The organism is Haloplanus sp. XH21 (assembly GCF_023276355.1).
GTDB lineage: Archaea > Halobacteriota > Halobacteria > Halobacteriales > Haloferacaceae > Haloplanus > Haloplanus halobius.
In genome coordinates this window covers 2,425,276-2,450,595 of the sequence record NZ_JALLPL010000001.1, presented here as the reverse complement: position 1 = coordinate 2,450,595, position 25,320 = coordinate 2,425,276, and the positions used below count along the sequence as shown (strand labels likewise).

The window sequence follows — 25,320 nt, the reverse complement described above, 5'->3', positions numbered from 1 at the left end:
CGCGCCCGTTAACACGCCGCGACGACTATCCCCTCCGATGGCAGACGACTACGGCGGGCTGCTCGGCGCGTTTCCGTACGCCTTCCGCGCGAGCGACTCCTGGCTGTTCCGGTCGTACGTCCTCTGTGGCGGGCTGCTCGCGGTGGCGGTCGGGTTTCTCTTTCTCGCCGCCGTCGTGAGCGTCATCGCGGCGACGACGGGCGGTCGAGGCGGCAGCCTCACCCTCTCGCGGTCGTTTTTCGCCGTGGTCGGCCTCCTCGTCGTCGCGCCGCTGGTCGCGCCCGTCCTGTTCGTCGCGCGCCGTCACCGGCGCCGGGAGTCGCGGACCGACGGCCAGTACGACGCCGCGCTTGCGGCCGCGGGCTACCTGTTCGTCGCGTCCCTCTACGTCGGCCTCGTCGTCTCCGTGCCGCCCGCCCAGCAGACGACGCCCGTCGGCGTGCTCGCGCCCGTCGTCGCCACGCTCTACGCCCTGCCGCAGGTCGCCGGCGTCGGGCCGCCGCTGCTCGCCGCCGTCGTCGTCTACGCGGTCCACCGCTGGCTGGAACGGGGCGACGGATAACCCGCGTCACCGCCGCCCGCTGTCGATGTCCTTGTACCACTCGGTGAGCCGGGAGAGTCGGCTCCGCGTGATGTCGGCGGTCACCTCGTCGCGCAACTCGACCGCGCGACGGGCGTGGCGGTACAGCCGCTCCGGGTCGTGATCCCGCCCCTCGCGTCGCCGCTCCAGTTCCGCCGTCACCAGCCGTGTGGCCTCGTAGAACTCGTACACCGACTCGATTTCCTTCGACGTGAGTTTGCTCATCCGCGCGGGGTCCGCGTCGAGAACGTCCGGTGACAGGCTCACCAGGGCCTCCTCGACGTCGGTGACCGTACACTCCCCGCTGCCCTCGTCGAGGAGATCATCCAGCGTCTCGGCCACGTGGTCGACTTCGTGGATCAGCGATCGCCGGAATCGGTCGCGCTCGACCCGCCGCTGGTTCCAGTTGAGAAAGGCGGAGCTGAACATGGCGATTCCGGCCCCGATGAGCACGTTGATCGTCGCCGAGTCGAGCCCCGGAATCATATTGATGGGTTGTCAACTGTCCGCTTAAAACCACGCCCGGCACCGAACCGCTATACGCCTGGCGCGGCGACGTTCGAGGCGTGATAGCCGTCATCCGTCGCGCGCTCGCCGCGGTGCTTTCGGGCGTCGCCGCGTCGTTCGGTTTGCTCCATGCGTACGGCCTGCCGTTCGACTGGAACTGCGGCCCCTCGGCCCGGTGGTGGGAGTCGGTTCGGCGTCGCCTTTCCCGGATCGCCGGGAGGTTTGACGACCGGGCCGGTCCCCGTCCCGTCACCGACGCGGAGTTCGCGGGATCGACCGACCGCTCTCTCGCCGCGTTCGAGCGACGCCTCTGGCGTACGGGGTTCGTTCGCAACCCGCTCTCGCGGCTGAAGACCCGCGGCGGCCGTCCGGAAGCGGGGTCGTGGGCCTACCGCGACTCGCCGCTCGCGCGCCGACAGCTGCACCTCATGCTGTTCGCCCGCGACGACGGCGGCGTGGATGTCTACGCCCACGAGGAGCCGTCGAGCGTCAACCCCGCCCTCGCCGCGACGCATTTCGCGGGACGCGGACAGTCGGTGGCGGCGGGCGTCGAACGGGCTCGCGCCCGCTTTTCGCTGGATGCGGGCGACGCAGCCGTCGATCCCGTCGATGGTCCCTGGGACGCCCAACCGGATGTCGACGGCGTGCCCCGCCGGTGATCCTGACGACGAAACCCGGAAATCCCTCGATCGCCTACCCCCTCGTATGACCGACGAGAAGACGGGCACGTTTCTGGTGACGGCGGCCGACGACGACGACTCGGCCGTCCTCACCGACATCGACAGCGGGCAGGTACACACGCTCGCCGACAACGCGGCGGCGGTGACGGTCGGCGAGGCCATCGAGGGGACGCTGGAACCGGAGCCCCCGCTCGAGGTCGCGTGGCGGCTGAGCGACGTGACCGAGCGCTGGGCCATCAGCGTCGAGGAGAGCGACGAGTCGCCGACGACGCTCGCCAGGGAGTTGGCGGCCGACCAGAGCGTCGGCGAACTCACCCGTCGCGAACGGGCGGGCACCGGCGAGGTGCACGTGCTGACGGTACCCGAAGGGGAGACGGACGCCGCCGTCGCGGATGTCCTCGACGACACGGAGAGCGTCCGTTCGCGTGCGGCCCGCCTCGGCGTCGACCGGGTGGTCGTCCGCTCCGCGCCAGGCGTCGTGAGTGTCCGGTATCTGCCATCGTAGCCGCTGTCTCGGGCGTGTGTCGGCGCGGCCGCCCTGACCGGCCGCTCGGCGGACATACAAAGGCTTAGTAGGCATCGGGGTGGACCGGCGGGCATGGTAGCGTTCGAAGTGCCGGAGATTGACTACACCCGGTACACGAATCGCCAGCTTGCGGCCGTCCCGCTCGCGGTGCTCGCCGTTGCCCTCCTGATCATCGGCGGGTGGTACGTCGCGACCGGCGCACCGGTCGATCCCGGCGTCGATTTCACCGGCGGCGCGGAGATACGGGTCGCCATCGACGCACCGGATGGTGAAGCGCGCGACCGAATCCAGCAGACGTTCGATCCGGCGCCCGAATCCATTCGGAACGTCCCCTCGGACGATACGTACATCCTGACGTTCCAGACCGACGAGGCGGGGGTGTCAGCGCTCGAAGAGCAGGCCCGCTCCGCGGGCTTCGAGGTCCAGTCGAGCTACACCGTCTCCGCGAACTTCGGGTCGCGGACCCAGACGCTCGCGCTCTACGGCGTCGCCTTCGCCTTCTTCGGGATGAGCGCGCTCGTCTTCCTCATGTTCCGCACGTTCGTCCCCTCCATCGCCGTCGTCATCTCCGCGTTCTCGGACATCGTGGTACCCGTGGCGCTGATGAACCTGCTCGGCATCGAACTCACGCTCGGCACCGTCGCCGCGCTCCTGATGATCATCGGGTACAGCGTCGACTCCGACATCCTGCTCAACAACCATATCCTCAGGCGGTCGGGCGGGTTCTACGAGTCGACCCACCGCGCGATGCGGACCGGCGTGACGATGACGCTCACCTCACTCTCGGCGATGATCGTCATGACCATCGTGGCGACGCTGTTCGGCATCCAACTGCTCGCCGCCATCGGGACGGTCCTGACGTTCGGACTCGCGACTGACCTCATGAACACCTACATGCTCAATCTCAGTCTCCTCCGCTGGTACAAGTACGAGGGGGTGGCGAACTGATGGGCGCCTTCCGTGACAACTGGCGAGTCATCCTGCTGGTCGTCGTCCTCTGTGCTAGCCTCTTCGCGCTGTTCTCGCCCACGATGGGCGACAGCGGGGCGTCGACTCCAGGGCTCGACAGTAGCGGCGTGACGAACCTCCAGTACGGACTCCAGCTTTCGGGCGGAACCCGGATCCGGGCGCCGCTCGTCGGCGTCACCGCCGAAGGCGTCGAGTTCGCGGGGACGGAGCCGCCACAGATCGAGCGCGATGTCGCTTCGGAACTGGACAACGTGTCCGTCGCCGATGTCATCGTCCGGCCCTCGGAAGAGGGGTCCGGCACGGTCGAAGTGACCACCGACGGTGTCTCGCCCGAACAGCTCGGGACCGCGCTCGACGGCGCCGGCTACACCTACGGCGAGACGCGGGACGGCGTCACCGAGGAGACGCGCACCCAGACCGTCGAAATCCTCTCGAACAAGATCAACGAAGCGGGCCTCTCGGGCGGGACGGTACAGCAGATCCAGACCCCGACGGGTGAGAACTACATCCTCGTCGAGGTGCCCGACGAGAACCGCCAGGAGGTCGTCGACCTGGTGAACCAGCGCGGGACCGTCCGCGTCGACGCCTACTACCCGACGAACGGCGACTACAGCCAGACGACGGTGCTGGAGCGTGACGACTTCCAGAGCATCGGGACCGCCCAACAGGGCGGTGAGGGACAACTGCCGCACGTCCCGGTCGTGGTCCGCGAGGATGTCGCCCCGCAGTTCCAGCAGCGCATGGTCGAAACCGGCCTGGCGTCACAGGGCGGCTCCCGGTGTCGCTACGAGGCGGCCCCCAACCAGACCGATCCGTGTCTACTCCTGATCGTCGACGGCCAGGTGGTCAACTCGTTCGGCATGAGTCCGGACCTGGCCGCCAGCATGCAAGGCGAGTCGTGGGCGCAGGACCCGCGGTTCGTCCTCCAGACGCAGAACTTCAGCGGCGCCCGTGACGTGGCGGTCAACCTGCGTGCCGGTGCGCTGCCCGCCGCCCTCGACCTCGGCCCGGACGGTGAGGGGACTTCCTCGTACATCGCCCCCAGTCAGGGCCAGCAGTTCCGCACGAACTCGCTGATCACGGGGATCATCGCCGTCCTCGCCGTCGCCGGCGTCGTCTTCCTCCGCTACGGTGAGATGGAAGTCGCCGTACCGATGATCGTCACCGCGCTCTCGGAGGTCATCATCCTGCTCGGCTTCGCGGCGGGCATCGGCTACCCGCTCGACCTCTCGGTCATCGCCGGCTTCATCGCCGTCATCGGGACGGGGGTGGACGACCTCATCATCATCGCCGACGAGGTGATGGCCCAAGGCGACGTGAACAGTCGCCGCGTGTTCCAGTCCCGGTTCAGGAAAGCGTTCTGGGTCATCGGCGCCGCCGCCGCCACGACCATCATCGCGATGAGCCCGCTCGCCGTCCTCTCACTCGGGGACCTGCAGGGCTTCGCCATCTTCACCATCCTCGGCGTGATCGTGGGGGTTCTCCTCACGCGGCCGGCGTACGGGGACATCCTCCGCGCGCTGCTGACGCGGTAACCCTGCGCGCTTTTCTTAAAATTCGCTGAGCGACGACTGTTCTGCCGCTGCCAGCACATCGTCACACGTCGCCCACGACGCCCGCGCACACGCCGGCAAGTCGCCGTGGTCGCGGACGTAGTCGGCCAGAAATTCGCGGGTCCGCTCGTCGCTCGGATAGCCGCTCCCGACGTCGCCGTATCGCTCGCTCAGTGCGTCGATGCGCGCGTCGCGTTCCACTTTGGCGATGACGCTCGCCGCCGCGACGTGAGCGTACTGCTCGTCCGCGCGGTGTTCGGCCCGCACGTCGACGGCCGCCTCCACGGCCTCGCTGACGCGCCGGCCGAACCGAGCGGCGTCCACGTCGCCCGCGTCGACGAGCACCGTGTCGCTAGCCGCCGCGACGGTGGTGACCGCCTCGGCCTGGCCGGCGACGGTCAGGCCGTTCATGTCCGTCTCGGGATCGTCGATGCGTGCCGGTGTTACCACCGCGACGCCGACATCGACGGCGTCGCTGTCGCGGAGGCGGTCGGCCAGCGTCTCACGCCGCTTGGCGCTGAGACGCTTCGAGTCGTCGACGCCGTCGGGAATCGCTTCCTCCGGCGCTCGGACCGCGGCCGCGACCATCGGCCCGAGCACCGGTCCCTTGCCCGCCTCGTCGGCACCGATGTCCATACCCGCAGGTGGCGAGGGGGCGTCAAAGCCGTTCGGGTCGAAAAATCAGTCAGTCCGCGGGAGCGACGAACGTCGGCGTCTCGGCCCCGTTCGCCTCGTCGTCCGACTCCGCCTCACGCTCCCGGCGAGCGATCAGTTCGATCGGCTTGTGTTGGTGACACACTGGCGTTCACCCCACGAAAGTTGTTCCCGAACCGGAATAAGTGTTGGGTGAGTGACGCCCCTGTCCCTCAAGTGGGCCGCGACCCAACGGTGACCGAATGGCCCGAATCGAAGTCGACGAGGCTGTCGAGTTGTACGTCCAGGACATCGGCGATGGCGAGCCGATCGTCTTCGTTCACGGGTGGCCCCTGAGCCACCGGATGTTCGAGTCCCAGTATCACCACCTCGTCGACGCGGGCTTTCGCTGCATCGGCGTCGACCTGCGAGGCTTCGGCGAGTCGGACAAGCCCGACGGCGACTACGGCTACGACACGTTTGCCGACGACCTGAACGCTGTCTTCGAGGCGCTCGATATCGACGGCGCGACGCTCGTCGGCTTCTCGATGGGCGGCGGTGTCGTCACCCGATATATGGGTCGCCACGACGAGGCCCACGTCGACCGCCTCGCCCTCCTCGGCGCCGCCAGTCCCTGTCTGATCGAACGGCCCGACTTCCCGCAGGGACTTCCCGAGGGGTCGCTGGACGAACTCATTCAGGGCGCCCGTCTCGACCGCCCGGGCCTGAACGCCCAGATCGGTGAGATGCTCTTCCACCAAGAGCAGAGCGAGGAACTGAAACGGTACCTCTGGACCATCGGCATGAACGCGGCCCACCACGCCACCGTCGCCGCGGCCGAAACCTTCCGCGACGCCGATCTTCGGGACGACATGGCGTCGATCACCGTCCCGACGCTCGTCTGTCACGGGACCCACGACGAAATCGTTCCGTTCGACGTGGCGGCGCCGGTGCTCCGCGACGGGATCGAGGACGCCGACCTCGTCCGGTTCGAGGAGAGCGGGCACGGACTCACCGAGGACGAGACGGCGAAACTCAACCGGGAACTGACGGCGTTCGCCGGCGGCGCGTAGCGCCTCACTCCCCCGCCACGCGGTCGGCGAACTGCTCGCGAACCTTCTGCAGCTTCGGTCGGATCTGCACCTGGCAGTACGCCCGTTCCGGGTTGTTCTCGTAGTAGTTCTGGTGGTGAGCCTCGGCGGAATAGAACGTCTCCAGCGGTTCGAGTTCGGTGACGATGGGGTCGTCGTACGCGTCGCTCAGGCGCTCCATGACCGCCTCGGCCGTCGCCCGTTGCTCCGCGTCGTGGTAGAAGATGGCCGAGCGGTACTGCGACCCCACGTCCGGCCCTTGCCGGTCTTTCGTCGTCGGGTCGTGGAGCGCGAAGAACACCTCGAGCAGGTCGTCGTAGCCGATGATGCTGGGGGCGTACTCGATCTGTACTGCCTCGGCGTGGCCCGTTTCGCCGGAACAGACCGCCTCGTAACTCGGGTCGGCCACGTCGCCGCCGCAGTAGCCGGAGGTGACGGCGTGGACGCCGGCGAGTTCCTCGAACGGCGCTTCGAGACACCAGAAACAGCCACCGGCGAGCGTCGCGGTGGCGTGGTCGTCGTCGGACATGGGGCGACGTAGGGGTCGGAGGCGTATGTACTCCGTGACCGCTCGCAACTACGCTACCGGAAGTACGCCTCGTCCTCGAACGCCTCGTCTTCGCCCTCCACCGCCAGCACGTCGAGCGCGGTGACGCGGGCGTCGACACCGAGCAGGCCGGCCAGACTCGGCTCGGTCCGGTCGTCGTCACCGGAGACAAGTTCCTTGATGTAGAGGCCGCCAGCGCCATGGATCTCGACAGTCGCGTGCTGCGGGTCCTCGAGGACGCCCGACGCGGCGTACACCTCGCGGGTCCGCGTCAGGTTCGCCCGCCGGTGGTCGACGCGCTGTGGCGTGTACTGCTCGACCGTTGCGCCGTCGAGTTCGTCGAGGGCGGCGTCCAACTCGTCGGCCTCGACTGCCGCGCCGAACTCGACGGCGGCGCGGTACACCTTGCTCGCGTCCAGGCGTTTCACGCGCTCCACCATGTCGTAGGTGGCGAGTCGCAGGCCCTCCACTTCGACGGCGCCGTCGGCGAAGGCGTTCACGTCCGACTCCAGACGCTCGATGTCGACGTCGCGGCGACGCGGCTCTTTCACCTCGACGACGAACGGCCGGCCGGTGCCGAGCATCCGCGCGTCGACGTCCTCGCGGCCCGCGCCGTGGAAGACCGCGTCGACGCCGTCCATCACGTCCTCGACGACCGGGGCGATCAGGCCCTCGACGCTCCGGTCGTAGAGATAGCCCGTGCCGCCGCAGTGATCGCAGGGGACGCCGCCCTGGCGTCCGCTCCCGTCGCATTCGCGACAGGGCCACTCCGTCTGCGGGATGTCGCGTTCGAGTTTCCTGTAGCGGCCGTAGACGAACGCGGAGTTGACCGTCGTCTCGACGCGGTCGTCGGCCAGATCGAGGACGAACTGGATGTCGGGCCGCTCGAAGTCCACTGCGGCGCCGGTCAGGTCGCCGATGCGCTTGCCGACCTCGCGGTTGAACTCCGCCTTGAACGGTTCGCCGGTGTCGGCGTCACGATCGGTCTCCTCGCGAAGCAGACGCTCGTTCTCCTCGATCAGGGGCGGCGTCCGGGTGCCGACCTGGTACGTTTCGAACTCCACGTCCTCGACGGCCGCGGCGGCGCGCGTGGCCCAGTCGTCGAACTCGGCACACCGACCTTCACACACCCAGCAGTCCGCGTCGTCGACGGGGTCGAAGTCGTCGTCATCGTCGAGGGCGGCGGCGACCCGGAGCGACCGCCCGCGCTCGGCGTTGGTCAGTCCGAAACTCCGGTCGGCGAAGACACGGCCGAGGCACGCGTCACACACCGGCCCGGTCGCGGCGAGGCGCCGCGTGTCATCGAGGAGGCTCATACTGCCAGACGGGGGCGCTCGCGTAACTGCCTTACTATCATCCGGTTTATTGTAAGTCAGTACCGGTGGGTCGCCGATCCGTCTTGGCGACCCACCGGGAGACGGTTACAATACTCCGTCTCAGACCCGACCCAGAAGCCACCACGCGAGGCTGCCGACGGCGGCCGCGGCGATCAGTCCGAGGAAGCCGGCGGCGACCCCGAGCCGCCACAGATATCGACGGTCGGCCGCCGCCGACGCGGGATCCGCGAGTCGTGTATCGAGAAGACGCACTGCCCGCAAGTTCGCCTTCCAGTAGGCGTCGAACACGTCGCCCGCGACGGGGACGGCACCCACGGCGGCGTCGATCCAGAAGACGACCGCGATGCGCGCCAGCGTCGCCCGCGGGACGCCCGTTCGGGCGGCGATGGCGAGGACGTAGACCGCGACGGCGGCACCGAGCGCGTCGCCGACGACGGGGAGGAGACCGACGACCGGTTCGACGCCGATGCGGTACGTGGTCCCCGGGACCCGAATCGAGTCGTCGAGCAGGTGGCTCACGTCCCGGAGTCGCTGGAGGTCGGCCGCCGTGGTGGCGTCGAGCGCGATCCCTCCATCGGCGTCCGGTGCACGAGCGGTCGGCGGGCGGGTCACGGTCGGGCCACGGTCGCTGACGTGAAAGCCTCGGGGGTGAGAGCGAACTGAAAGGTTCTTGCCGACGGCGCGCGCGTTCGCCACTATGACCAGCGTCAAGGAGTTTCGCGTCGAGCGCGAACCCACGGCGACGGCGACGGGGCGTGGACGCTTTGCCTTCACCGACGACTACTCCGTCTTCGACTGGGGGGCGATGCCCGATCAGATCCCGGCGAAGGGGCGCAGCCTCTGCACGATGGGGGCGTTCAACTTCGAACGCCTCGAAGCCGAGGGCGTGCCGACCCACTACCGCGGCGTGGGTCCGGGCGCGGTGTCGCTGAGCGAAGTCGACGACCCTCCCCGTGAACTCGCCATCGACCTCGTACAGGTGCCGGACCTGCCCTTCGCGGACGGCACGTACGACTACGACGCCTACCACGACGCCGCGGGCGACAACTATCTGGTGCCGCTGGAAATCGTCTTCCGCAACACGGTCCCCGTCGGGTCGAGTCTCCGCACGCGCGGCCAGCCGAGCGACTACGGCCTCGACGGCGACGAGTGGCCCGACGAACCGGTCGCCCTGCCCGAACCGGTCGTGGAGTTCTCGACGAAATACGAGGAGCAGGACCGATATCTCGACCGCACCGAAGCCGACCGCATCGCGGGCACGGCGTCCATCGACGCCCTCGAGTCGCTGGCGCGGGAGGTGAACCGCGTCGTCACCGACCGGGCCGAAGAGACCGGGTTCGTCCACGAGGACGGCAAGATCGAATGCCTCTACGACGACGGCACGGTGAAGGTGGCCGACGTGGTCGGAACCTTCGACGAGAACCGCTTCGCCTACGACGGCCAGGAGGTGTCCAAGGAGGTGGTGCGCCAGTACTACAAACACGCCCATCCCGAGTGGGTCGAGGCCGTGAGCGAGGCGAAAGCCGAGGCCGACCGACGGGACGTGGCCGACTGGCGCGCGCTCTGTGATGTCGACCCCGCCCCCCTGCCGCCGTCGGTCGTCACGGCCGTCTCGGAGATGTACACCGCCGGGACGAACGCCTACACCGGGGAGCCCTGGTTCGACGCGCCGTCGATCGAGGCGGCGGTCGACGCCGTGCGCGACCTCTGAGTACGGCAGCAGCGACAGGAGGAGCAGCTACCAGGGGAGGTTCGCGAGCAGGTGCGTCGTGAACCGGTAGAGCGCGATCGCGACGAAAAACGCCAGGAGCGCGAGGAAGGCATGATGGCCCCGGTCCAACGTGCCGACGACGTACTGTCGGCAGGCGGTGTGGGCCGATATATCGCGCGGAGTCACTCCAAAACGGCTTTGCCCCGGGGCCACGGACGGTCGACCGATGACGGCATACACCGCGACGGTCACGGTGCGACTCAAGCGGGGCGTCCTCGACCCCGAGGCCGAGACGACCCAGCGCGCGCTCGAACGACTCGGGTTCGAACTCGAGGATCTCCGCTCGACCGACCGCTTCGAAATCGACCTCGACGCCGACTCGGAGGACGAGGCCGCCGACCGCGCCGAGGAGATGGCCGAACGACTGCTCGCGAACCCGACCATCCACGATTACGAGGTCGAGGTCGAAGAGCGATGACCGTCGCGGTGCTCCAGTTCGGCGGGAGTAACTGCGACCGCGACTCCGTGCGCGCGCTCTCGCACCTCGGCATCGACGCCGAACGCGTCTGGTACGAGGACGGCCTGCCGGACGGCACGACGGGCGTCATGCTCCCCGGCGGGTTCTCCTACGGCGACTATCTCCGCGCCGGCGCGATGGCCGCCCGAACTCCCGTCCTCGAATCGGTCCGCGAGGCGGCGGCCGACGGCGTCCCCGTCCTCGGCGTCTGCAACGGCGCCCAGATCGGCTGCGAGGCGGGGCTCACCCCCGGCGCCTTCACCACCAACCGGAGCGCCCGCTTCCAGTGCGAGCGGGTTCACGTCCGCGTGGAGACGACTGACTCGCCCTGGACTGCCGGGTTCGAAGAGGGCGACGTGCTCGAACTCCCCATCGCCCACGGCGAGGGACGATTCGAAGCCGACGACGACACCTACGACCGCCTCGTCGACGAGGATCGGATCCTGCTTCGCTACTGCGACGCCGACGGTGCGGTCACGGACGTGGCTAACCCCAACGGCTCGCGGGGATCGGTCGCGGGCATCCTCGGCGAGCGCCGGACGGTCGCGGTGATGATGCCACACCCCGAACGCGCGACGCTGCCCGATCTCGACGGCACGGACGGCGCGGGCCTGCTCCGCGGGTTCGAGGCGTCGCCAGCGACGGTTTAGAGTTTTTCCGCCGCGATGGCCTGATTCGTCCGGCGTCGAGCCTCCCGAAACTGCCGATCGGTGGCCGCCGCGTGTGGATCGGGCACCGTCTCCCGCAGCGACTCGAAGCGCTCGATCGCGCGGTCGAGGTTCGCTGACAGCGCCTCCAATGCTTGGTCTGCCCCGCCCCGATCACCGACCTCGGCCCGTTCGGCCGCCCGTCCCGCCGCGCCGCTGACCGCTTCGAGTGCGCGGAGCAGGCCGCCGAGCGTCTGGGTCGTTCCGCCGCCGTTCCCTTCCGCACCGACCGTCCCGAGGCGGTCGGTCGTCTCCCCCGTCAGCGTTGCCACGAACGACGCGAGCGACGCCTTCCCCGTCCGCGGGCGGTCGATGCGCACGGGCGCGGTGTCGGACGGGTTGACGCGGAAGGCGCCGACGGCGTCGTCGACGTCGCGGACCTCCGTCGTGTACGCGCCCTCGCGATGGACGTAAACCGCGTCCGGGCCGTCCATCGGCGCCTCGTACAGCCGGCCGCCGAAGTCGTCGTCGACGGCCAGCGCCGTCAGGTCGGCCTCGGTGCCCTCGGCGTCGACTTCGAGTTTGACCGCGTCCGCTACCGGCGTCATCGCGATCTCCCCGTCGACGCCGGCGAGCGTGGCCGTGCTACCGCCCCCATCGGTCGTCTCCTCGACGGTCACTGGTTCCTCGTGTGGCGCGACTCCCGCGCCGTTCACGGTCAGGCGGTGCTCGCCCGCCTCGACGCCCCGGAGCATCGTCACGCCGCGGAACGTCGGCGCGGCGACCGGATCGCTCCGCAGGAGGGCGAACAGTTCGACCGAGGGGCTGGTTGTCTCCACGCCGCCGCCGTCGGGAGCGTCGTCGGACGCCAGCGTCTCGCTCACCGTGGCGACGAGGTCGTTGAGCGGTCCCGGGGGCGCGATGGCGTCGTAGCGGTCGGCGAGCGCCGCGCGGTGGGCGGGTTCGGTGATGTCGGCCGCCGGATCGTCGTACCGATCCTGTTGCCACGGCGTCCCCGCCGTCGTGATGTGGCTGGCGACGGCGTCTTCGGCGAACTGCGGGACGGCGAACTCGAAACTCAACTGCGGGCCGGTGAACGACGCGATGTCTTCGAGTTCGCTCGTCGGCACGAGGTCGTAGTCGACATCGGCGTCGGGGTTCGACCGACTGGCGTGATCGAAGACGGTCCCCGTCTCGCGGGTCGGGAGATCCGACGGCGGCGAGGAAAGGTCCTCGAACGACCGGACCGTGAGCGCCTCCGCCACCAGCGTCTCCCGGTCGACCGCGGGGAGTCGCTCGTGTTCGTAGATTGGTTGTCCGTCGAGTTCGGGGACGACATAGGGGAATCGGAGTCCCTCGTCGCGGGGGAGGCCGTACGCCGCCGGCAGGTCGGTCAGCGCCTCGATCCCCTCCAGCGCCCGGTTCGTGATGTCGGCCGGCAGGGTACCCAGCGGCAACCGCTGGAAGTCGTTCGGCCGGTCGTTCAGGGAGAGTGCGCTGGAGTGGGAGCCGAGTTCGGAGAGGATTCGCGGCACGCGCGAGGGGTCCGGGTCGAGATGCTCGTTGTTCGGCACGCGCGCTGAATGCGAGCTCGCGACGTACAGCTGTGGCTCGCCCGACTCGGTGTCGACGAAGGCGTGCAACACCTCCCAGTCGTGCCAGTGGAAGTTAGTGGTGAACTGATCGAACGCGGAGTAGTACCAGAACTGGGCGACGGCGAGCGGCGAGTCGACGTATTCCACGACGTGGTAGAACACCGTGGGGTCGGGCGGCGACCCGGCTTCGGCGTGCCGGCGGGTGTAGCCGTCGAAGGCGTCGAAGCCATCGACGATCGTCTCGCCGTCGCGGTCGCTGGCGTAGGGTCGCGGATCGGTCGGAAACCAGCGCTCGGCGCTGTCGAAGACGAGCGTCGGCGCGAACCGCTCGGCCAGTCGGCGGGCCGTCTCGGCGTCCGGCGTCTGCGTCCGGGTCGTCTCACCGTCCGGTGTCCCACCGTCACCCGGTCCCTCGGACGCCGAACATCCGGCGAGCGACGCCGTCCCGGTTCCGGCGAGCGCGGCGAGCAGGGCGCGGCGGCGAACGTCGGGATCAGCGTCGGGCGGCATCCGACTCACCCCCCTGGGCGGATGGCGCGGCGATCCATACCGCCACAGCGGTGACTGGTGGCGTGAACGACAGCGACATGCTCGTGTCTATGCTGGTGAGCGGAAAGGCTTTGTGGCGCGGTTAGCGCGCGAGCGGCATCGCGTAACTCGTCTCCTCGTCGATGACCGTCTCCCACGTCGCCTCGCAGTCACAGGTCACCTGCTCGAACACCGACGGGTCCTGGCGGAGGCTGAAGTCCTTGATCGCCCGCTCGACCTGCTCGTCGCAGTCGCCGCAGTTGTGGGGGCCGCGCTCGCTCCCGCCACCGACGGGGTCCGAGACGACGATGGCGTCGGCGTCGGCCGTGCGTTCGAGCACGTCGGCGACCGACCAGAGCCACGGCGGGCGGTAGCCGCCCTCGAAGTACAGGTCGTCGACCATGGTGTACCGCTGGACGTTACAGGGGTTCATCGAGACGGTGTGGCAGTACTCGGCACACTTCCGGACGGAGGCGACCATGTCCTCGACGGCCTCGGACTCCGAGAGGAAGGGCGGTTTCATCAGGAGATACGCCTTCACGCCCGCGCCGGCGGCTTCGGCTTCCTCCGTCGCTGCCACGAAGTCCTCGAAGTCGAAGTACTTGTTCACGCTGTCGTGGCGCACGCGGTCGGTGGCCGTCTCCAGCCCCACCGCCACGTCGGTCGTGAGCCCGTGGTCGGTGAAGTCGGCGAGTTTCTCGCGGTCGACGAAATCGGGAAGGGATTCGACGACGATGCGGTCGCGGTCGGCGAACGTCTCCGCGATGGCGGCGCGGGTCTCCGCGCCGACCTCGCGCTCGTCGAGGAACGAGCCGGAGGTGTATATCTTGATCAGACCGCTCTGCTCGTCGGCGTTCTCGCGTTCGTGCGCGAGGCAGGCCTCGATCTGATCCATGAGCGCATCGTGGGGGACCGAGCCGCCCTCGACGGATTCGGCGACGTAGCCACACATGGTACAGCCGCCGGCGCGCGCCCAGCGACAGCCGCCGGTGTTGAGGATGATGGTCAGCGACTGGTAGACGCCATCGGGCGTGTTGTCCTCGTCGATCCACACCCGCGTCGGCTCGTGGGGGTCGTACGTCTTGTCCTTGCGGGACCGAATCTCCCGCATCACCTGGTTGTGGGCGTCCATGCCCTTCCCCTGTTCGTACACTTCGGGGCTTGGCTGACTCATTGCCGGTGGTAGCCGACCGACGCGTAAAGCGGCTTCGGGGTGGCGTCGGACGTGGCGACTCCGCGCCGTGCGTTCGTGACACCTTTTCGTCACCCTCTCCGCCCCGATCAGACCGACGTAACTTTATCCGGTTACATCGCCGGAGCAACGACTAACAGCGTGGAGGTGCATCTAACTAACGTACGTTACCATGACAGACTTAGGTGGATTCAGAGATCACGTAGCGCACGTGGACCTCGGTTCGGGAGACGTCTCCTATCAGGGCGTCGACGACGAGGACGCGAAGAAATACATCGGCGGACGCGGCCTGGGCGTGAAGTACGTCTTCGACGCCGGGACGGACGTGGACCCGCTCGGTCCCGACAACCGGCTCGTCTTCATGAACGGCCCCCTGACCGGGTCGCAGGCCGTCATGAGTGGCCGCATCGCCATCTGTACGAAGTCCCCGCTCACGGGCACCGTCACTGACTCCCATCACGGTGGCTGGTCGGGAGCGCGACTCAAGTGGGCCGGCTTCGACGGCCTCGTCTTCGACGGCCAGGCCGACGACCCCGTCTACGCCGTCGTCGAGGACGGCGAGGTCGAACTCCGCGACGCCTCTCACGTCTGGGGCAAGGGCGTCCACGAGACCCGCGAAATCCTCGAGGAAGAGGTCGACGGGTCCTACGGCAAGAACCTCTCGCACATGGCCATCGGTCCGGCCGGCGAGAACGAGGTTCGCTACTCCTGCATCGTCAACGAGGACGACCGCGTCTCGGGCCGCGGTGGCACCGGCTGCGTGATGGGCAACAAGGGCCTCAAGGCCGTCATCGTGAAAGCGGGGACGGATATGCCCAAGCCCGCCGACTCCGACACGTTCGGCGAGGGCGCCCGTCAGGCCATGAAGGTCATTCAGGAGTCCGATGTCACCGCGCCCAACGAGGGCGCGCTCTCGATGTACGGCACCAACGTGCTCATGAACATCACGGAGGAGATGGACGCTCACCCGACCAAGAACGGGCAGTACACGTCCTCCTTCGCGATGAACGAGGCAGAGGGGACGGACATCGAGGCAGAGCGCATCAGCGGCGAGAACGTTCGCGAGAACATCCTCGTCGACGAGCCGACCTGTCACTCCTGCCCCGTCGCCTGTAAGAAGGAAGTCGAGGTCAACTACAAGCACAAGGGCCAGGACATGAACGTCCGGATGGAGTCCTACGAGTACGAGAGCGCGTGGGCTCTCGGCACCAACTCGGCGAACGACGACCGAGACGCCATCGCGGTCATGATCGACCGCTGTAACGACATGGGCATCGACACCATCGACATGGGGAACATCTTCGCCATGTCGATGGAGATGACCGAGAAGGGCAAACTCGACGACCTGGACGAGAACGTCGACTGGGGCGACGAGGAACACATGATCGACCTCATCGAAGAGGTCGGTCACCGCGACGGCGAACTCGCGGACCTGCTCGCCAAAGGCGTCAAGCGCATCGCCGAGGAGCAGGGCGCCCACGACTGCCGTCTCGACGTCAAGGGCCAGACCATCGCCGCCTACGACCCCCGTGCGATGAAGGGGATGGGCATCGGCTACGCGACGTCGAATCGCGGTGCCTGCCACCTGCGCGGCTACACGCCGGCTGCCGAGGTTCTCGGCATCCCGGAGAAGGTCGATCCCTACGAGTGGGAGGGCAAGGGCGAGCTGTGCGCCACCTTCCAGGACCTGCACGCCATCTCGGACTCGTTCGACATCTGCAAGTTCAACGCGTTCGCAGAGGGCATCGAGGAGTACATCAAGCAGTACAACGGCATGACCGGCCGTGACCTTACGGAAGACGAGCTCATGACGGCTGGTGAGCGCGTCTACAACCTCGAGCGCTACTACAACAACCTCGTCGGCTTCGACGGCTCGGACGACACGCTTCCGGGTCGGTTCGTCGAAGGCGACGACGAGGCCATCCCCGGCCAGCGCGGCTCCGAGGGTGAGCTGTGCGAACTCGACGAGATGAAAGACGAGTACTACAGCCACCGTGGCTGGGAAGACGGCGTCGTCACCGACGACACGCTCCAACGGCTCGACATCGACATCGGCCCCGGCACCGGCGTCTCCGGCTCCGGCGGTCAGGCTCCGGCAGACGACTAAAGCAGTCCGCAGTCCCGCAACTCCTCCGTTTTTTCACCCACGTAGCGACCGCTATCGCTCCTGTTCGTCGGTCCGGAGTTCGTACCCCGTCACGGCCCCGACAGTCCGCCCGTCGCGGATGTCGTCGTCGAGGACGGCCGCCAGCACGTCGTCGTACTCGGCCGTCGTGACGCGGATACTCTCGTTGAAATCAAGTTCCTGCGTGCCGGTCGGGGCACAATCGTGGGCAACGAAGTGGTGATGGACGGTGTTGGCGATGCCGTTGGTGGGTTCGGCGGTGAACAGGTGGGTGACGCTCCCGGCGTCGTACCCCGTCTCCTCGGCGAGTTCGCGTCGCGCCGCCGCGTCGAGCGACGCGTCGTCGGGTTCGACCGACCCCGCCGGAAGCCCGCGGTTCACCCGCCCGACCGCCTGTCGCCACTCCTCGATGAGGACCACCTCGCCCTCGGGAGTGAACGGTAACACGACGACTGCGGCAGGTTCGTCGACGTAGTGGTAGTCGGTTTCGGTGCCGTCGGGCAACGCCACGTCGTCGCGACGGACATCGAATCCGGGACAGGTGTAGTCGATGGTCGAGTCGACCGTTTCCCAGCGCAGGTCGTCGTCCATACCGGCCGTGGGGTCCGGGGTCGCAAAAGCGCCTCGGCGCGGCGTCAGGCGCCGTCGCTGCGGTGCCGCCACCGGTAGACGCCTCCCGTCACGACCAGTGCGAGGGAGACGAGCGTGGTGAAGAGGTGGAGTTCGCCGACCCAGCGCGGGAGGCGAACGGCGGCGCTGACGAGACGGAGCAAGGGCGTGAGTAGCGGGACCCGACCGCCAGTGTCGACGCCGGCAGTGTCCGCATCACCATAGGTCGGCCCGCCGACGGGTTCGCCGACCGGCAGCCGGTCGGCCTCGTACGGCAGGGCGCGGTAGTCGAACTGGTGCTCCCAGATGACGCGACCGGATTCGTTGACCTCGACGAGGCGGGCGTTCCGCGTGTCCGTGACCAGCGTGTTACCGTTGGGGAGCCGGTCGGCGTCACGCGGCCAGTCGAACCGCTGGCCGCCGGCACCGCGCAACACCCAGGCGGGTTCCCAGTTCCCCGACTCGGTGCGGTGGAGTTCGACCACGCGGTGGTTCTCGCTGTCCGCGACCAGCACGGCGCCGTCACCGAGCCACTGGGGGTTGTGCTGGTGGTTGAGCACGGCAGGGTCGCCGTCCTCGTTGATCACCTCGACGACGCCCGTGCCGCGTTCGAGGATCAGCAACTGGTTCGCGTTGCGCACGGACACGAGGAAGCGCCCGTCGCCGATGCGGTCCACGTCGTTGATGTGGAGCCAGTCGGTCGTGGTCGGGTCGTCGGGTGCGTCGTAGCGCGTGCTCGCTTTCCACTCCCAGATCACCTCGCCGTCCTCGACGATGACGATCCGTTCGTGCTCCATGTCCGCGAGGACGAACCCGCCGCCGGGAAGCGGCTCCACGTCATGAACCTCGCTGGCGACGCGGTTACGGACCGGGAAGGACCATTCGTACGCTACCTCGGGCGAGGGATCGGGGTCGATGATCCGGAAGCCGGTCCGGTAACACGGTGAGTCATAGGAGCCGCAGTCCTCGTAGCCGTCGGCCATGTAGCCGGCAAGCACCGAGCCGTTGTCGAGTTGGGTGACGTCGAAGTAGACGGGGGCGGAGGACTCGCGCCAGGTTTCTTCGCCGTCCTCGATCAGCCTGACGGAGCCGCCGTCGTGGTAGCTGCCGACGCCTTGAACACCCACGAGCAGCCGTCGCGTGTCGTCGTCGGCCGTCCCGTCGGTTCCACCGGTCTCGGCCGGTGCCAGCGCGGCGCCGAGGGCGGCGGTGAGGAGAAAGCAGAGACAGCCGAGTGCAACAAGGGCGGTGCCGCGATCGACCCGGAAGGACATTCGTACGTGGGCGGTCGGCCAGTCCGAGTATAAGCCTTCGGATACGGCGTCAGACCCGCGTCAGACGGGGCGCCAACAGTCATGTGGGATGAGCCTGTAAGGGTCACTAATGAGCATGGACGGCACGCCCGACAACGTCCTCTTCGAGTGGTACGGTCGATACATCGGCGACCCCGAGACGGAGACGGACGTCTATCTCGGGTTCGCGCTCTTTTTCGGGGGGATCGCCCTCGGCGCCGTCGGCATCGCCGTCTTTCTCCTGTCCGCGGTCGTCAGCGGGCCGAACGGCACGGCCTTCGCCCTCCGTGAGGTGGCCGTCGTCGCCTCCGCCGGCGGCTTTCCGATCCTGTTGCTCGGCATCGTCGTCCTCCTGCCGGGCGATCAGCGGATGACCTACGCCGCACTCGGCGGGCTCGCGGTGTGTCTGCTCGCCGTCGCGGCGTTCGTCTCGGTGTATCCGATGAACTGGAACGTCTCGCGGTCGCCGGACTACAGCGCACGGATCATCGCTATCTACGCCGTCGGACTCGTCGCCGTCGTCGGCGCGACGGGGGCGGCGCTGGTCGGCCATCAGGTGGAGCGGGCGGCGCCGGGCACGTCCGCCGGTAGCGGTAGTGGCGGAGCGACCGGCAGCGCCGATGGGGCGGCGTCCGGCGGCGGTGCGACGAACACCGTCTCCGACGAACAGGTGCGCCGCGACATCGACGAGGCGATGGCCGACACCGAGCTCTCCTGGGGTGGGGTCAACCGGAAAAACACCAAGCGCCTCGATCTCAACACCGACGCCGATGTGGAGGTCGACCGCGAGTCCTTCGAGAACGCCGAGGCGACGACCGTCCGGTCGTCCGGCAACGACGTCGACGACGCGCTGTCGAACCTGCGGAAACTCCAGGGTCGCGAACAGCAGACGGACGCCTCGACGGGCGTCGACGACCAGACCGCGGCGCTGACCGAACTCCGACAGCAACAGGAGGCCGAGGAGATCGCGACCGACGACGAGAGCCTGCTCGACCGGGCGAAGGGGATGTTCTCTCGCTGAGACGGTTATCGAACTGTGTCCCGGTGGTCCGACGGGCCGCCTTGACGAACCACCGGTCATGGCTTCACGCGTCGCCCACCGCCGTCTTCCGATTCAACAACCGCCGTTTTCGACCGTCTGACGGGCGTCAGACCTAGGTAATCAGTCGGACACTTTGGCGAACGTTTATGATGACGACTGAGTATCACACGCGTATGGCAAAAGGCCTAGACGTCGGCACCATGAATCTCATCTCGGCACAGCAGGAGGGTTCGGAGACCGTTTTCGTCCAACAGCGGAACTCCTTCGTCGAAATCGAGTACTCCGACATGGCGGAGCAGATGCTCTCCCGGAGCGATGTCCTCCACATTCGCAAGGACGACAAGGTGTACGTCGTCGGCGACGACGCCCTCAACTTCGCGAACATCTTCAACGAGGAGACGCGCCGCCCGATGCAACACGGCATCCTCTCCTCGGAGGAGTCCTCCGCGATTCCGATGATCAAGCTCATCACCGAACAGGTCGTTGGCCAGCCGAACCATCCCGGCGAGCGCCTCTATTTCTCTAGTCCTGCCGATCCCATCGACTCCGAACTCTCGACGCTGTACCACGAGAAGACGCTCGAGTCGATGCTCGGCGACATGGGGTACGAGACCGAACCCATCAACGAGGGGATGGCGGTCATCTACTCCGAACTCGCCAACCAGAACTTCACCGGCCTCGGCGTCTCCTTCGGCGCGGGCATGACCAACGTCTGCCTGTCCTACTACGCCGTCCCCGTCATGAAGTTCTCCATCGCCCGCGGTGGCGACTGGATCGACGAGCAGGCCGCCCAGGCGACGGGCACCCCCGTCGACAAGGTCACCTCCATCAAGGAGGACGACTTCGAACTCGACTTCCGCACGGACGTGGGCGGCGTCGAGGGCGCGCTCGCCATCTACTACGAGAATCTGCTCGACTACGTCATCGAGAACATCGCGCGCGAAGTCGACGAGGAGGATGTCGAGGAAGGCCTCGACGTGCCCGTCGTCGTCACCGGCGGGACGTCCAGTCCCCGCGGCTTCGAGAAACTGTTCGAGGACCACCTCCGCGACGCGTCGATTCCGTTCTCCATCAGCGACGTTCAGAGCGTGGACGAACCGCTCTACAGCGTCGCCCGGGGTGCCTTGGTCGCCGCACGCTCCGACGAGGAGCAAGAACAAGAAGAGGACGGCAGTCGCCAGACTCAGGAATCGCCCGCCGAGGACTGAGACTGCGACTGCGGGCGTGACGCCGACTGCTCGGCGGCCTCCGGTTCGGTCCCCGCTGTCGATTCGCCGTCGGCCGCTTCTGCCGTCTCGTCTTCGTCGCTCGTTTCCTCTTTCTCATCGCTCGTTTCGTCTCCCGCCGACGCCTCGTCCGTCGTTCCCACCTGTCGCTCCCGAAACCGTCGGAGGGCGTCGTCCCACGTCTCCTCTGCCGCGGCGTCGCCCGGCCGTGAGAGCGGCGGTTGCAGTTCGACGCGTGGATCCTCGTCGGTGCCGTGTGCCCGATAAAATCGACGGAGGGCGTCGTCCCAGGATTCGACGTGACGGGAATCGCCCCGGTGTTCGGCCGGGATGCCGACGTAGCCGCAGTCCTCACAGACGGACGCTTCCTGGCCGTCCAGGGCGTACGTGGTGAGCGTGCCACCACACTGCGGACAGTCCATACCCCCGGGTTTCTGCCCCATCTATTTAGCCTTCCCCCCGTCGTTCGGCTTCGTGGGGTCCTCGCCGGCGTCAGCGCGACGCTGCTCGCCGTCCTCGTGACTGCACTGGTCGCCCGCCGCCGCTAAGGGTCAGACGGTTTATCGCACGTCAGTACCGGTGGTTCGCCGAAACAGTCCGGCGAACCACCGGTAAACAGGGACAGTAATCCGTATCAGTCGTCCGACCGCGCCCGCTCGAAGCGGTAGGGCGGCAGCCGGAGTTCGTCCAGTCCCGGCATCTCCTTGACGTTGTAGACCACGTTCATCTCCTCCGTCGTCGGCCCGCCGAGACAGGAGAGACGGATGCCGCGGTCGTACATCTCCGTCGACAGAATGTGGTCCGCGGGCATCGTCATCTCGCCTTCGACGACGGCGACGGCGCAGTTCGCACACGCTCCGCCTCGGCAGGCGAAGGGCCACGCGAACCCCCTGTTCTCGGCCGCTTCGAGCAGCGTCTCGCCGGGCTCGACCCGGAACTCGCCGTAGTCTGTGGGATCGAGATCCGCGCTGGCGGCGTTCTCGAACAGGTCCGCGTCGTCGAGCGTCCAGCCGTAATCGTCGAGGACGGCGTAGTTGAGGTAGGTGACGCGGGTGCCGACCGGGCGACTTCGCTCCCGTTCGCGTCCGCGTTCGGCGTCGCCGTCGCTCCGTCCCGCCTCGATTGCTTCGTAGGCCTGCTTGACCAGTTGGAACTCGCGGACCGACCCACCCTGGTCCGGATGCGTCTCCATCACTCGACGGCGGTAGGCCTTGTCGACCGCTGCGTCGTCCGCGTCGGGATCGATTCCGAGAACTTCGAACGGAGCGTCCACACCGGATGGTAGGGGGTGAGACGGTTAAATTCTCTTCCGGGGGTGTGGCTCAGGCGGTAACGTGCGGGAAACGTGGGCCGGCACGAATTTGAACCCGGACGAGACGTTCCGGGTCGCTCCCTTCGATCGCTTCCCAGGCGTGCGACTGTCATCCCCCGCTCGCTTCGTCGCCGGCCTGCGGCCGGCTTCCAGCGGGACCTTCGGTCCCGCACTGCTCGCGGGGACGCGGTTACGGCCACCCGAAGGCCGTTGCTCACGGTGTAAGAATGCGGGAAAAGTGGGCCGGCACGAATTTGAATCGTGGTTACGGCCACCCGAAGGCCGAAGGATACCAAGCTACCCCACCGGCCCGCGTCTGAATGAACGCCAGCGCCGAGTTTAACAGTTGTGATTCACCGAGAATCGGCCGGCCTGTCGCACGTCAGTTTCGGCGGTCGGAGACCGCGGGGACACAGTAACCGATCCGTCTCATAGGGTTTATTCGAAGCCGTCAGAGATTTTCGCGGGGACCGTATCCGCGAGAATCTCTGGACAGTTACGAGAATCCCTATCAGTACGTCTGGAACCCCTCGGTGTCGAGGTAGTTGTGCGCGACGGTGATGGCGTGGTCGGCGTGGAGCGCCCGCGGACCGAGGCGCACGCGGAGGTCCGATCGCTCGGTCAGCAGGTCGGCTTCCTGCGCTGTGAAGTCGTGGTGATCGGAGAGGACGAACACGGGATCACTGGGTGGCTCGCGGTCGACCACAGGCGCCCCTGCCTCGTGGAGGTGAACGAGCGTCGTCTCGTCGCCGAGAGCGTCCAGCGTGGCCTCGAAGCCCCGGCGGCGGATCGACACCCCGGGGCTGGATTCGACGGGCTGGTGGCCGATGGCGTCGTCGCGGCGCTCCAGCGCGCCCCGAACCAGCGCGGCCGTGCTTCGCTCGTCGGGATTGAGTCGTCGCAGGTCGCTCCCGTCGAAGGTTACAGTGAACGCGTCGTCGAGGACGAGATGGACGCGCGCGTCCTTCCGGATGTCGTGCGAGAGGAAGAAGGCCGACGTGACACACCGACAGAGGACGTCGAGGCGGCCGGCGCCGCTGGCGAGGTCGTCGAGCGCGAACTCGGGAGTCGTGGGCACGTCATGACCGATGACGACGAACTGGCGCATAGGTGGTGTGATACGGTTTATCGTAAGTCAGTACCGGTGGTTCGCCGAAACAGTCCGGCGAACCACCGGTAAACAGGGACAATAGTCCGTATGAGACACGACGGTTCGTCGGGCGTACGACGGGACGAATAGGTAAACAGGGACAATAGTCCGTATGAGACGGTCTCCGTCTTGGGCCTTTTACTCCGTCAGGCCGTACCCCCGCTTGAACAGCAGAAAGTCGACCAGCAGGACGACCGCGGCGGCGGCGGACAGCACGACCAGCGATCGGTTCGGGTCGATTTCGGTCACGCCGATCATCCCGTATCGGACGCCGTTGACCATGTAGACCATCGGGTTCAACAGCGAGACGGTTCGCCACGTCGGGGGCAGGATTTCGAGCGAGTAGAACACCGCACCGAAGAAGACCAGCGGGCGGAGGATGAACTGGTTCAGCACGGTGAGGTAGTCGAAGTCGTCGGCCCAGAGGCCGCCGATGATGCCGAGACCGCCGAATAGCGTCGTGATGACGAGGAGGAACGCGACGAGATACAGGGGGTGTGAGAGCGGCACCGAGGTGAAGATGAGACCCACACCGACGATGAGCGACGCCGTGACGATGCCTCTCGTCGCACTCGCGATGACGTAGGACGCGACCATGTTGAAATTCGACATTGGCGTGACGATGACGGCGTCGATGTAGTTGTTCCAGCGACCGTGGAAGATGGAGAAGGAGGCGTTCTCGAAGGCGTCGGAGATGGCCCCGAGGACGACCAGTCCGGGGAGAACGAACTGGATGTAACTCACGCCCGCGATCGACCCGATCCGGCTTCCGAGGATCACGCCGAACACGGCGAAGTAGAGCGTGTTCGTGATGATCGGCGGTAGGAACGTGTTGTACGGCCGCCTGACGAACCGCAGAATCTCCCGGCGGACCAGCGTCTTCAACTGGACGGTGCTCCGACTCATGCTTCGCCTCCGTCGGCGACGGACGACCCGTTTCGCGTCATCTCGACGAACACCTCTTCGAGCGACGTGCGCGACACGTCCAGGTCGACGATTTCGTAGCCCGCGCCGTCGAGTTCGCGCACCAGATCAGGCGCGACGAGGCCGCCGCGGGACGCCGAGATGACGAGACGGCCGTCTTCGACGCTGACCGAATCGACCTTCCCGTTGGTGGCGATGTCGGGCGGCGAGGTGAGCGGTTCGCGGAAGGTGACCGTGATGCGGTCGGTGCCGCGGTCCATGAGTTCGTCGGGCGTGCTCACCGTGGCGACCCGCCCCTGGTCGAGGATCGCCACTTCGTCACAGAGGCGTTCGGCCTCCTCGATGTAGTGGGTGGTGAGGAGGATGGTCGTCCCGCCCTCGTTCAGATCGGTGATGAGGTCCCAGAGGTCGTGGCGGAGTTGCACGTCGACGCCGGCGGTCGGTTCGTCGAGGATGAGCAGGTCGGGATCGGTGACGAGCGCTCGCGCGATGAGGAAGCGTCGCTTCATCCCGCCGGAGAGCCAGTCGAAACGGGTGTCGCGTTTCTCGTAGATACCCACCTGTTTCAGCGCCTCGTCGGCGCGTTCGCGGGCCTCGTCGGCGGGAATTCCGTGATAGCCCGCCTTGTGTTCCAGCACCTCGCGGATGGGGAAAAACCGGTCCACGTTGAACTCCTGGGGCGCGAGGCCGATGCGGTCGCGCGCCTCACGGTAGTCGGTCTCCACATCGTGGTCGAACACGCGCGCCTCGCCGCCGCTCTTCCGGACCAGGCCGACGAGGATGTTGATGAACGTCGTCTTGCCCGCGCCGTTGGGGCCGAGCAGACCGAAGAAACTCCCCTCGGGGACCGTCAGCGACACCCCGTCCAGCGCGGTCACGTCGCCGTATTCCTTCCTGAGGTCGTCGATCTCTATCGCGGCTACCATCTACCTGTAGCTAGTGTTGAACGGGATTAAGGTCCGTGAAGTGGCGTCGGTTCGTGGGTCACGATACCACGACACACATAATGCCCTTAAACTGAATTAAC

Annotated in this window: 27 protein-coding genes and 1 tRNA gene; 12 read left to right on the top strand and 16 right to left on the bottom strand. The window is 67.3% G+C overall.

Annotation, left to right across the window (positions count from 1 at the left end; genetic code table 11):
- The first annotated feature begins 37 nt into the window (after nucleotides 1-37).
- Nucleotides 38-562 (top strand): DUF8056 family protein, encoded by a 525-nt coding sequence (locus tag MXB53_RS12895; RefSeq protein WP_248897949.1) that lies wholly within the window; start codon nucleotides 38-40, stop codon nucleotides 560-562.
- A 6-nt stretch (nucleotides 563-568) separates the two neighbouring features.
- On the opposite strand, the gene MXB53_RS12890 is transcribed toward MXB53_RS12895, so the two are convergent.
- On the bottom strand, nucleotides 569-1,066 hold the full coding sequence (locus MXB53_RS12890) for a hypothetical protein (RefSeq protein WP_248897948.1): 498 nt from the start codon (nucleotides 1,064-1,066) through the stop codon (nucleotides 569-571).
- An 80-nt stretch (nucleotides 1,067-1,146) separates the two neighbouring features.
- Here MXB53_RS12890 and MXB53_RS12885 point away from each other — a divergent pair, with 80 nt between their 5' ends.
- The 4 genes from MXB53_RS12885 (at nucleotide 1,147) to MXB53_RS12870 (ending at nucleotide 4,797) form a co-directional block, all read left to right on the top strand.
- Nucleotides 1,147-1,746 (top strand): hypothetical protein, encoded by a 600-nt coding sequence (locus tag MXB53_RS12885; RefSeq protein ID WP_248897947.1) that lies wholly within the window; start codon nucleotides 1,147-1,149, stop codon nucleotides 1,744-1,746.
- Nucleotides 1,747-1,792: 46 nt separating this feature from the next.
- Nucleotides 1,793-2,272: a DUF5812 family protein gene (locus MXB53_RS12880; RefSeq protein WP_248897946.1), complete on the top strand. Its 480-nt coding sequence runs from the start codon at nucleotides 1,793-1,795 to the stop codon at nucleotides 2,270-2,272.
- A 93-nt stretch (nucleotides 2,273-2,365) separates the two neighbouring features.
- On the top strand, nucleotides 2,366-3,241 hold the full coding sequence (gene secF, locus MXB53_RS12875; protein WP_248897945.1) for a protein translocase subunit SecF: 876 nt from the start codon (nucleotides 2,366-2,368) through the stop codon (nucleotides 3,239-3,241).
- Nucleotides 3,241-4,797, top strand: coding sequence for a preprotein translocase subunit SecD (locus MXB53_RS12870; RefSeq protein WP_248897944.1), 1,557 nt, complete (start codon nucleotides 3,241-3,243; stop codon nucleotides 4,795-4,797). The genes secF and MXB53_RS12870 overlap by 1 nt, the downstream gene beginning before the upstream one ends.
- A 15-nt stretch (nucleotides 4,798-4,812) precedes the next feature.
- Here the strand turns inward: MXB53_RS12870 and rnhB are convergent, their stop codons facing one another.
- The gene (gene rnhB, locus MXB53_RS12865; protein ID WP_248897943.1) at nucleotides 4,813-5,451 is read right to left on the bottom strand and encodes a ribonuclease HII; all 639 of its coding nucleotides are present in this window, start codon (nucleotides 5,449-5,451) and stop codon (nucleotides 4,813-4,815) included.
- A 260-nt stretch (nucleotides 5,452-5,711) separates the two neighbouring features.
- Between rnhB and MXB53_RS12860 the strand changes: the two genes are divergently transcribed.
- Complete coding sequence (locus MXB53_RS12860; protein WP_248897942.1) at nucleotides 5,712-6,521, top strand: alpha/beta fold hydrolase; 810 nt, start codon at nucleotides 5,712-5,714, stop codon at nucleotides 6,519-6,521.
- 4 nt (nucleotides 6,522-6,525) lie between these two features.
- On the opposite strand, the gene msrA is transcribed toward MXB53_RS12860, so the two are convergent.
- From msrA to MXB53_RS12845, 3 genes are all read right to left on the bottom strand, one after another.
- A complete protein-coding gene (gene msrA, locus MXB53_RS12855; protein ID WP_248897941.1) occupies nucleotides 6,526-7,068 on the bottom strand; it encodes a peptide-methionine (S)-S-oxide reductase MsrA in 543 nt (180 codons plus the stop codon).
- 53 nt (nucleotides 7,069-7,121) lie between these two features.
- Nucleotides 7,122-8,402 carry a tRNA pseudouridine(54/55) synthase Pus10 gene (locus MXB53_RS12850; protein ID WP_248897940.1) on the bottom strand — a complete coding sequence of 427 codons (1,281 nt, stop codon included), beginning with the start codon at nucleotides 8,400-8,402 and terminating at the stop codon, nucleotides 7,122-7,124.
- Between the two features lie 120 nt (nucleotides 8,403-8,522).
- Nucleotides 8,523-9,134 (bottom strand): DUF4112 domain-containing protein, encoded by a 612-nt coding sequence (locus MXB53_RS12845; RefSeq protein WP_248897939.1) that lies wholly within the window; start codon nucleotides 9,132-9,134, stop codon nucleotides 8,523-8,525.
- Here MXB53_RS12845 and MXB53_RS12840 point away from each other — a divergent pair.
- On the top strand, nucleotides 9,121-10,134 hold the full coding sequence (locus MXB53_RS12840) for a phosphoribosylaminoimidazolesuccinocarboxamide synthase (protein WP_248897938.1): 1,014 nt from the start codon (nucleotides 9,121-9,123) through the stop codon (nucleotides 10,132-10,134). The two genes, MXB53_RS12845 and MXB53_RS12840, sit on opposite strands and share 14 nt — an antisense overlap.
- 27 nt (nucleotides 10,135-10,161) lie before the next feature.
- Here the strand turns inward: MXB53_RS12840 and MXB53_RS12835 are convergent, their stop codons facing one another.
- Nucleotides 10,162-10,320 carry a hypothetical protein gene (locus tag MXB53_RS12835; RefSeq protein WP_248897937.1) on the bottom strand — a complete coding sequence of 53 codons (159 nt, stop codon included), beginning with the start codon at nucleotides 10,318-10,320 and terminating at the stop codon, nucleotides 10,162-10,164.
- A gap of 40 nt (nucleotides 10,321-10,360) precedes the next feature.
- Between MXB53_RS12835 and purS the strand changes: the two genes are divergently transcribed.
- Together purS and purQ are read left to right on the top strand one after the other, a co-directional pair.
- Nucleotides 10,361-10,612 carry a phosphoribosylformylglycinamidine synthase subunit PurS gene (gene purS / locus MXB53_RS12830; protein ID WP_248897936.1) on the top strand — a complete coding sequence of 84 codons (252 nt, stop codon included), beginning with the start codon at nucleotides 10,361-10,363 and terminating at the stop codon, nucleotides 10,610-10,612.
- Entirely contained in the window at nucleotides 10,609-11,301 is a 693-nt protein-coding gene (gene purQ, locus MXB53_RS12825; protein WP_248897935.1) for a phosphoribosylformylglycinamidine synthase I, read from the top strand. The genes purS and purQ overlap by 4 nt, the downstream gene beginning before the upstream one ends.
- On the opposite strand, the gene MXB53_RS12820 is transcribed toward purQ, so the two are convergent.
- On the bottom strand, nucleotides 11,298-13,403 hold the full coding sequence (locus MXB53_RS12820; protein ID WP_248897934.1) for a hypothetical protein: 2,106 nt from the start codon (nucleotides 13,401-13,403) through the stop codon (nucleotides 11,298-11,300). The genes purQ and MXB53_RS12820 overlap by 4 nt on opposite strands.
- Before the next feature lie 121 nt (nucleotides 13,404-13,524).
- Nucleotides 13,525-14,595 (bottom strand): archaeosine biosynthesis radical SAM protein RaSEA, encoded by a 1,071-nt coding sequence (locus MXB53_RS12815; RefSeq protein ID WP_248897933.1) that lies wholly within the window; start codon nucleotides 14,593-14,595, stop codon nucleotides 13,525-13,527.
- 190 nt (nucleotides 14,596-14,785) lie between these two features.
- Between MXB53_RS12815 and MXB53_RS12810 the strand changes: the two genes are divergently transcribed.
- Entirely contained in the window at nucleotides 14,786-16,720 is a 1,935-nt protein-coding gene (locus tag MXB53_RS12810; RefSeq protein WP_248897932.1) for an aldehyde ferredoxin oxidoreductase family protein, read from the top strand.
- Nucleotides 16,721-16,771: 51 nt separating this feature from the next.
- Here MXB53_RS12810 and MXB53_RS12805 read toward each other — a convergent pair whose 3' ends face one another.
- Complete coding sequence (locus MXB53_RS12805) at nucleotides 16,772-17,329, bottom strand: NUDIX hydrolase (protein WP_248897931.1); 558 nt, start codon at nucleotides 17,327-17,329, stop codon at nucleotides 16,772-16,774.
- 44 nt (nucleotides 17,330-17,373) lie between these two features.
- Nucleotides 17,374-18,621 (bottom strand): arylsulfotransferase family protein, encoded by a 1,248-nt coding sequence (locus tag MXB53_RS12800; protein WP_248897930.1) that lies wholly within the window; start codon nucleotides 18,619-18,621, stop codon nucleotides 17,374-17,376.
- 109 nt (nucleotides 18,622-18,730) lie between these two features.
- Between MXB53_RS12800 and MXB53_RS12795 the strand changes: the two genes are divergently transcribed.
- Nucleotides 18,731-19,660, top strand: coding sequence for a cell division protein CdpA domain-containing protein (locus MXB53_RS12795; protein ID WP_248897929.1), 930 nt, complete (start codon nucleotides 18,731-18,733; stop codon nucleotides 19,658-19,660).
- A 194-nt stretch (nucleotides 19,661-19,854) separates the two neighbouring features.
- The gene (locus MXB53_RS12790) at nucleotides 19,855-20,889 is read left to right on the top strand and encodes a cell division protein FtsA (protein WP_248897928.1); all 1,035 of its coding nucleotides are present in this window, start codon (nucleotides 19,855-19,857) and stop codon (nucleotides 20,887-20,889) included.
- On the opposite strand, the gene MXB53_RS12785 is transcribed toward MXB53_RS12790, so the two are convergent.
- The 6 genes from MXB53_RS12785 to MXB53_RS12760 form a co-directional block, all read right to left on the bottom strand.
- Nucleotides 20,865-21,329 (bottom strand): hypothetical protein, encoded by a 465-nt coding sequence (locus tag MXB53_RS12785; protein ID WP_248897927.1) that lies wholly within the window; start codon nucleotides 21,327-21,329, stop codon nucleotides 20,865-20,867. The two genes, MXB53_RS12790 and MXB53_RS12785, sit on opposite strands and share 25 nt — an antisense overlap.
- Nucleotides 21,330-21,541: 212 nt before the next feature.
- Complete coding sequence (gene fer / locus MXB53_RS12780; RefSeq protein ID WP_248897926.1) at nucleotides 21,542-22,180, bottom strand: ferredoxin Fer; 639 nt, start codon at nucleotides 22,178-22,180, stop codon at nucleotides 21,542-21,544.
- 278 nt (nucleotides 22,181-22,458) lie between these two features.
- Nucleotides 22,459-22,531, bottom strand: a tRNA-Pro gene (locus tag MXB53_RS12775).
- A gap of 199 nt (nucleotides 22,532-22,730) precedes the next feature.
- Nucleotides 22,731-23,327: a tRNA (pseudouridine(54)-N(1))-methyltransferase TrmY gene (gene trmY / locus MXB53_RS12770; RefSeq protein WP_248897925.1), complete on the bottom strand. Its 597-nt coding sequence runs from the start codon at nucleotides 23,325-23,327 to the stop codon at nucleotides 22,731-22,733.
- A 180-nt stretch (nucleotides 23,328-23,507) separates the two neighbouring features.
- Entirely contained in the window at nucleotides 23,508-24,275 is a 768-nt protein-coding gene (locus MXB53_RS12765; RefSeq protein WP_248897924.1) for an ABC transporter permease, read from the bottom strand.
- Complete coding sequence (locus MXB53_RS12760; RefSeq protein WP_248897923.1) at nucleotides 24,272-25,219, bottom strand: ABC transporter ATP-binding protein; 948 nt, start codon at nucleotides 25,217-25,219, stop codon at nucleotides 24,272-24,274. Before MXB53_RS12760 ends, MXB53_RS12765 begins: the two co-directional genes overlap by 4 nt.
- Between the last annotated feature and the right edge of the window lie 101 nt (nucleotides 25,220-25,320).

Bases quoted from the DNA above. Each gene is read 5' to 3' on its own strand.
- MXB53_RS12895 (WP_248897949.1), top strand. From the start codon at position 38: ATGGCAGACGACTACGGCGGGCTGCTCGGCGCGTTTCCGTACGCCTTC.
- MXB53_RS12890 (WP_248897948.1), bottom strand. From the start codon at position 1,066: ATGATTCCGGGGCTCGACTCGGCGACGATCAACGTGCTCATCGGGGCC.
- MXB53_RS12880 (WP_248897946.1), top strand. From the start codon at position 1,793: ATGACCGACGAGAAGACGGGCACGTTTCTGGTGACGGCGGCCGACGAC.
- secF (WP_248897945.1), top strand. From the start codon at position 2,366: ATGGTAGCGTTCGAAGTGCCGGAGATTGACTACACCCGGTACACGAAT.
- MXB53_RS12870 (WP_248897944.1), top strand. From the start codon at position 3,241: ATGGGCGCCTTCCGTGACAACTGGCGAGTCATCCTGCTGGTCGTCGTC.
- rnhB (WP_248897943.1), bottom strand. From the start codon at position 5,451: ATGGACATCGGTGCCGACGAGGCGGGCAAGGGACCGGTGCTCGGGCCG.
- MXB53_RS12860 (WP_248897942.1), top strand. From the start codon at position 5,712: ATGGCCCGAATCGAAGTCGACGAGGCTGTCGAGTTGTACGTCCAGGAC.
- msrA (WP_248897941.1), bottom strand. From the start codon at position 7,068: ATGTCCGACGACGACCACGCCACCGCGACGCTCGCCGGTGGCTGTTTC.
- MXB53_RS12850 (WP_248897940.1), bottom strand. From the start codon at position 8,402: ATGAGCCTCCTCGATGACACGCGGCGCCTCGCCGCGACCGGGCCGGTG.
- MXB53_RS12840 (WP_248897938.1), top strand. From the start codon at position 9,121: ATGACCAGCGTCAAGGAGTTTCGCGTCGAGCGCGAACCCACGGCGACG.
- purS (WP_248897936.1), top strand. From the start codon at position 10,361: ATGACGGCATACACCGCGACGGTCACGGTGCGACTCAAGCGGGGCGTC.
- purQ (WP_248897935.1), top strand. From the start codon at position 10,609: ATGACCGTCGCGGTGCTCCAGTTCGGCGGGAGTAACTGCGACCGCGAC.
- MXB53_RS12820 (WP_248897934.1), bottom strand. From the start codon at position 13,403: ATGCCGCCCGACGCTGATCCCGACGTTCGCCGCCGCGCCCTGCTCGCC.
- MXB53_RS12815 (WP_248897933.1), bottom strand. From the start codon at position 14,595: ATGAGTCAGCCAAGCCCCGAAGTGTACGAACAGGGGAAGGGCATGGAC.
- MXB53_RS12810 (WP_248897932.1), top strand. From the start codon at position 14,786: ATGACAGACTTAGGTGGATTCAGAGATCACGTAGCGCACGTGGACCTC.
- MXB53_RS12805 (WP_248897931.1), bottom strand. From the start codon at position 17,329: ATGGACGACGACCTGCGCTGGGAAACGGTCGACTCGACCATCGACTAC.
- MXB53_RS12800 (WP_248897930.1), bottom strand. From the start codon at position 18,621: ATGTCCTTCCGGGTCGATCGCGGCACCGCCCTTGTTGCACTCGGCTGT.
- MXB53_RS12795 (WP_248897929.1), top strand. From the start codon at position 18,731: ATGAGCATGGACGGCACGCCCGACAACGTCCTCTTCGAGTGGTACGGT.
- MXB53_RS12790 (WP_248897928.1), top strand. From the start codon at position 19,855: ATGGCAAAAGGCCTAGACGTCGGCACCATGAATCTCATCTCGGCACAG.
- MXB53_RS12785 (WP_248897927.1), bottom strand. From the start codon at position 21,329: ATGGACTGTCCGCAGTGTGGTGGCACGCTCACCACGTACGCCCTGGAC.
- trmY (WP_248897925.1), bottom strand. From the start codon at position 23,327: ATGCGCCAGTTCGTCGTCATCGGTCATGACGTGCCCACGACTCCCGAG.
- MXB53_RS12765 (WP_248897924.1), bottom strand. From the start codon at position 24,275: ATGAGTCGGAGCACCGTCCAGTTGAAGACGCTGGTCCGCCGGGAGATT.
- MXB53_RS12760 (WP_248897923.1), bottom strand. From the start codon at position 25,219: ATGGTAGCCGCGATAGAGATCGACGACCTCAGGAAGGAATACGGCGAC.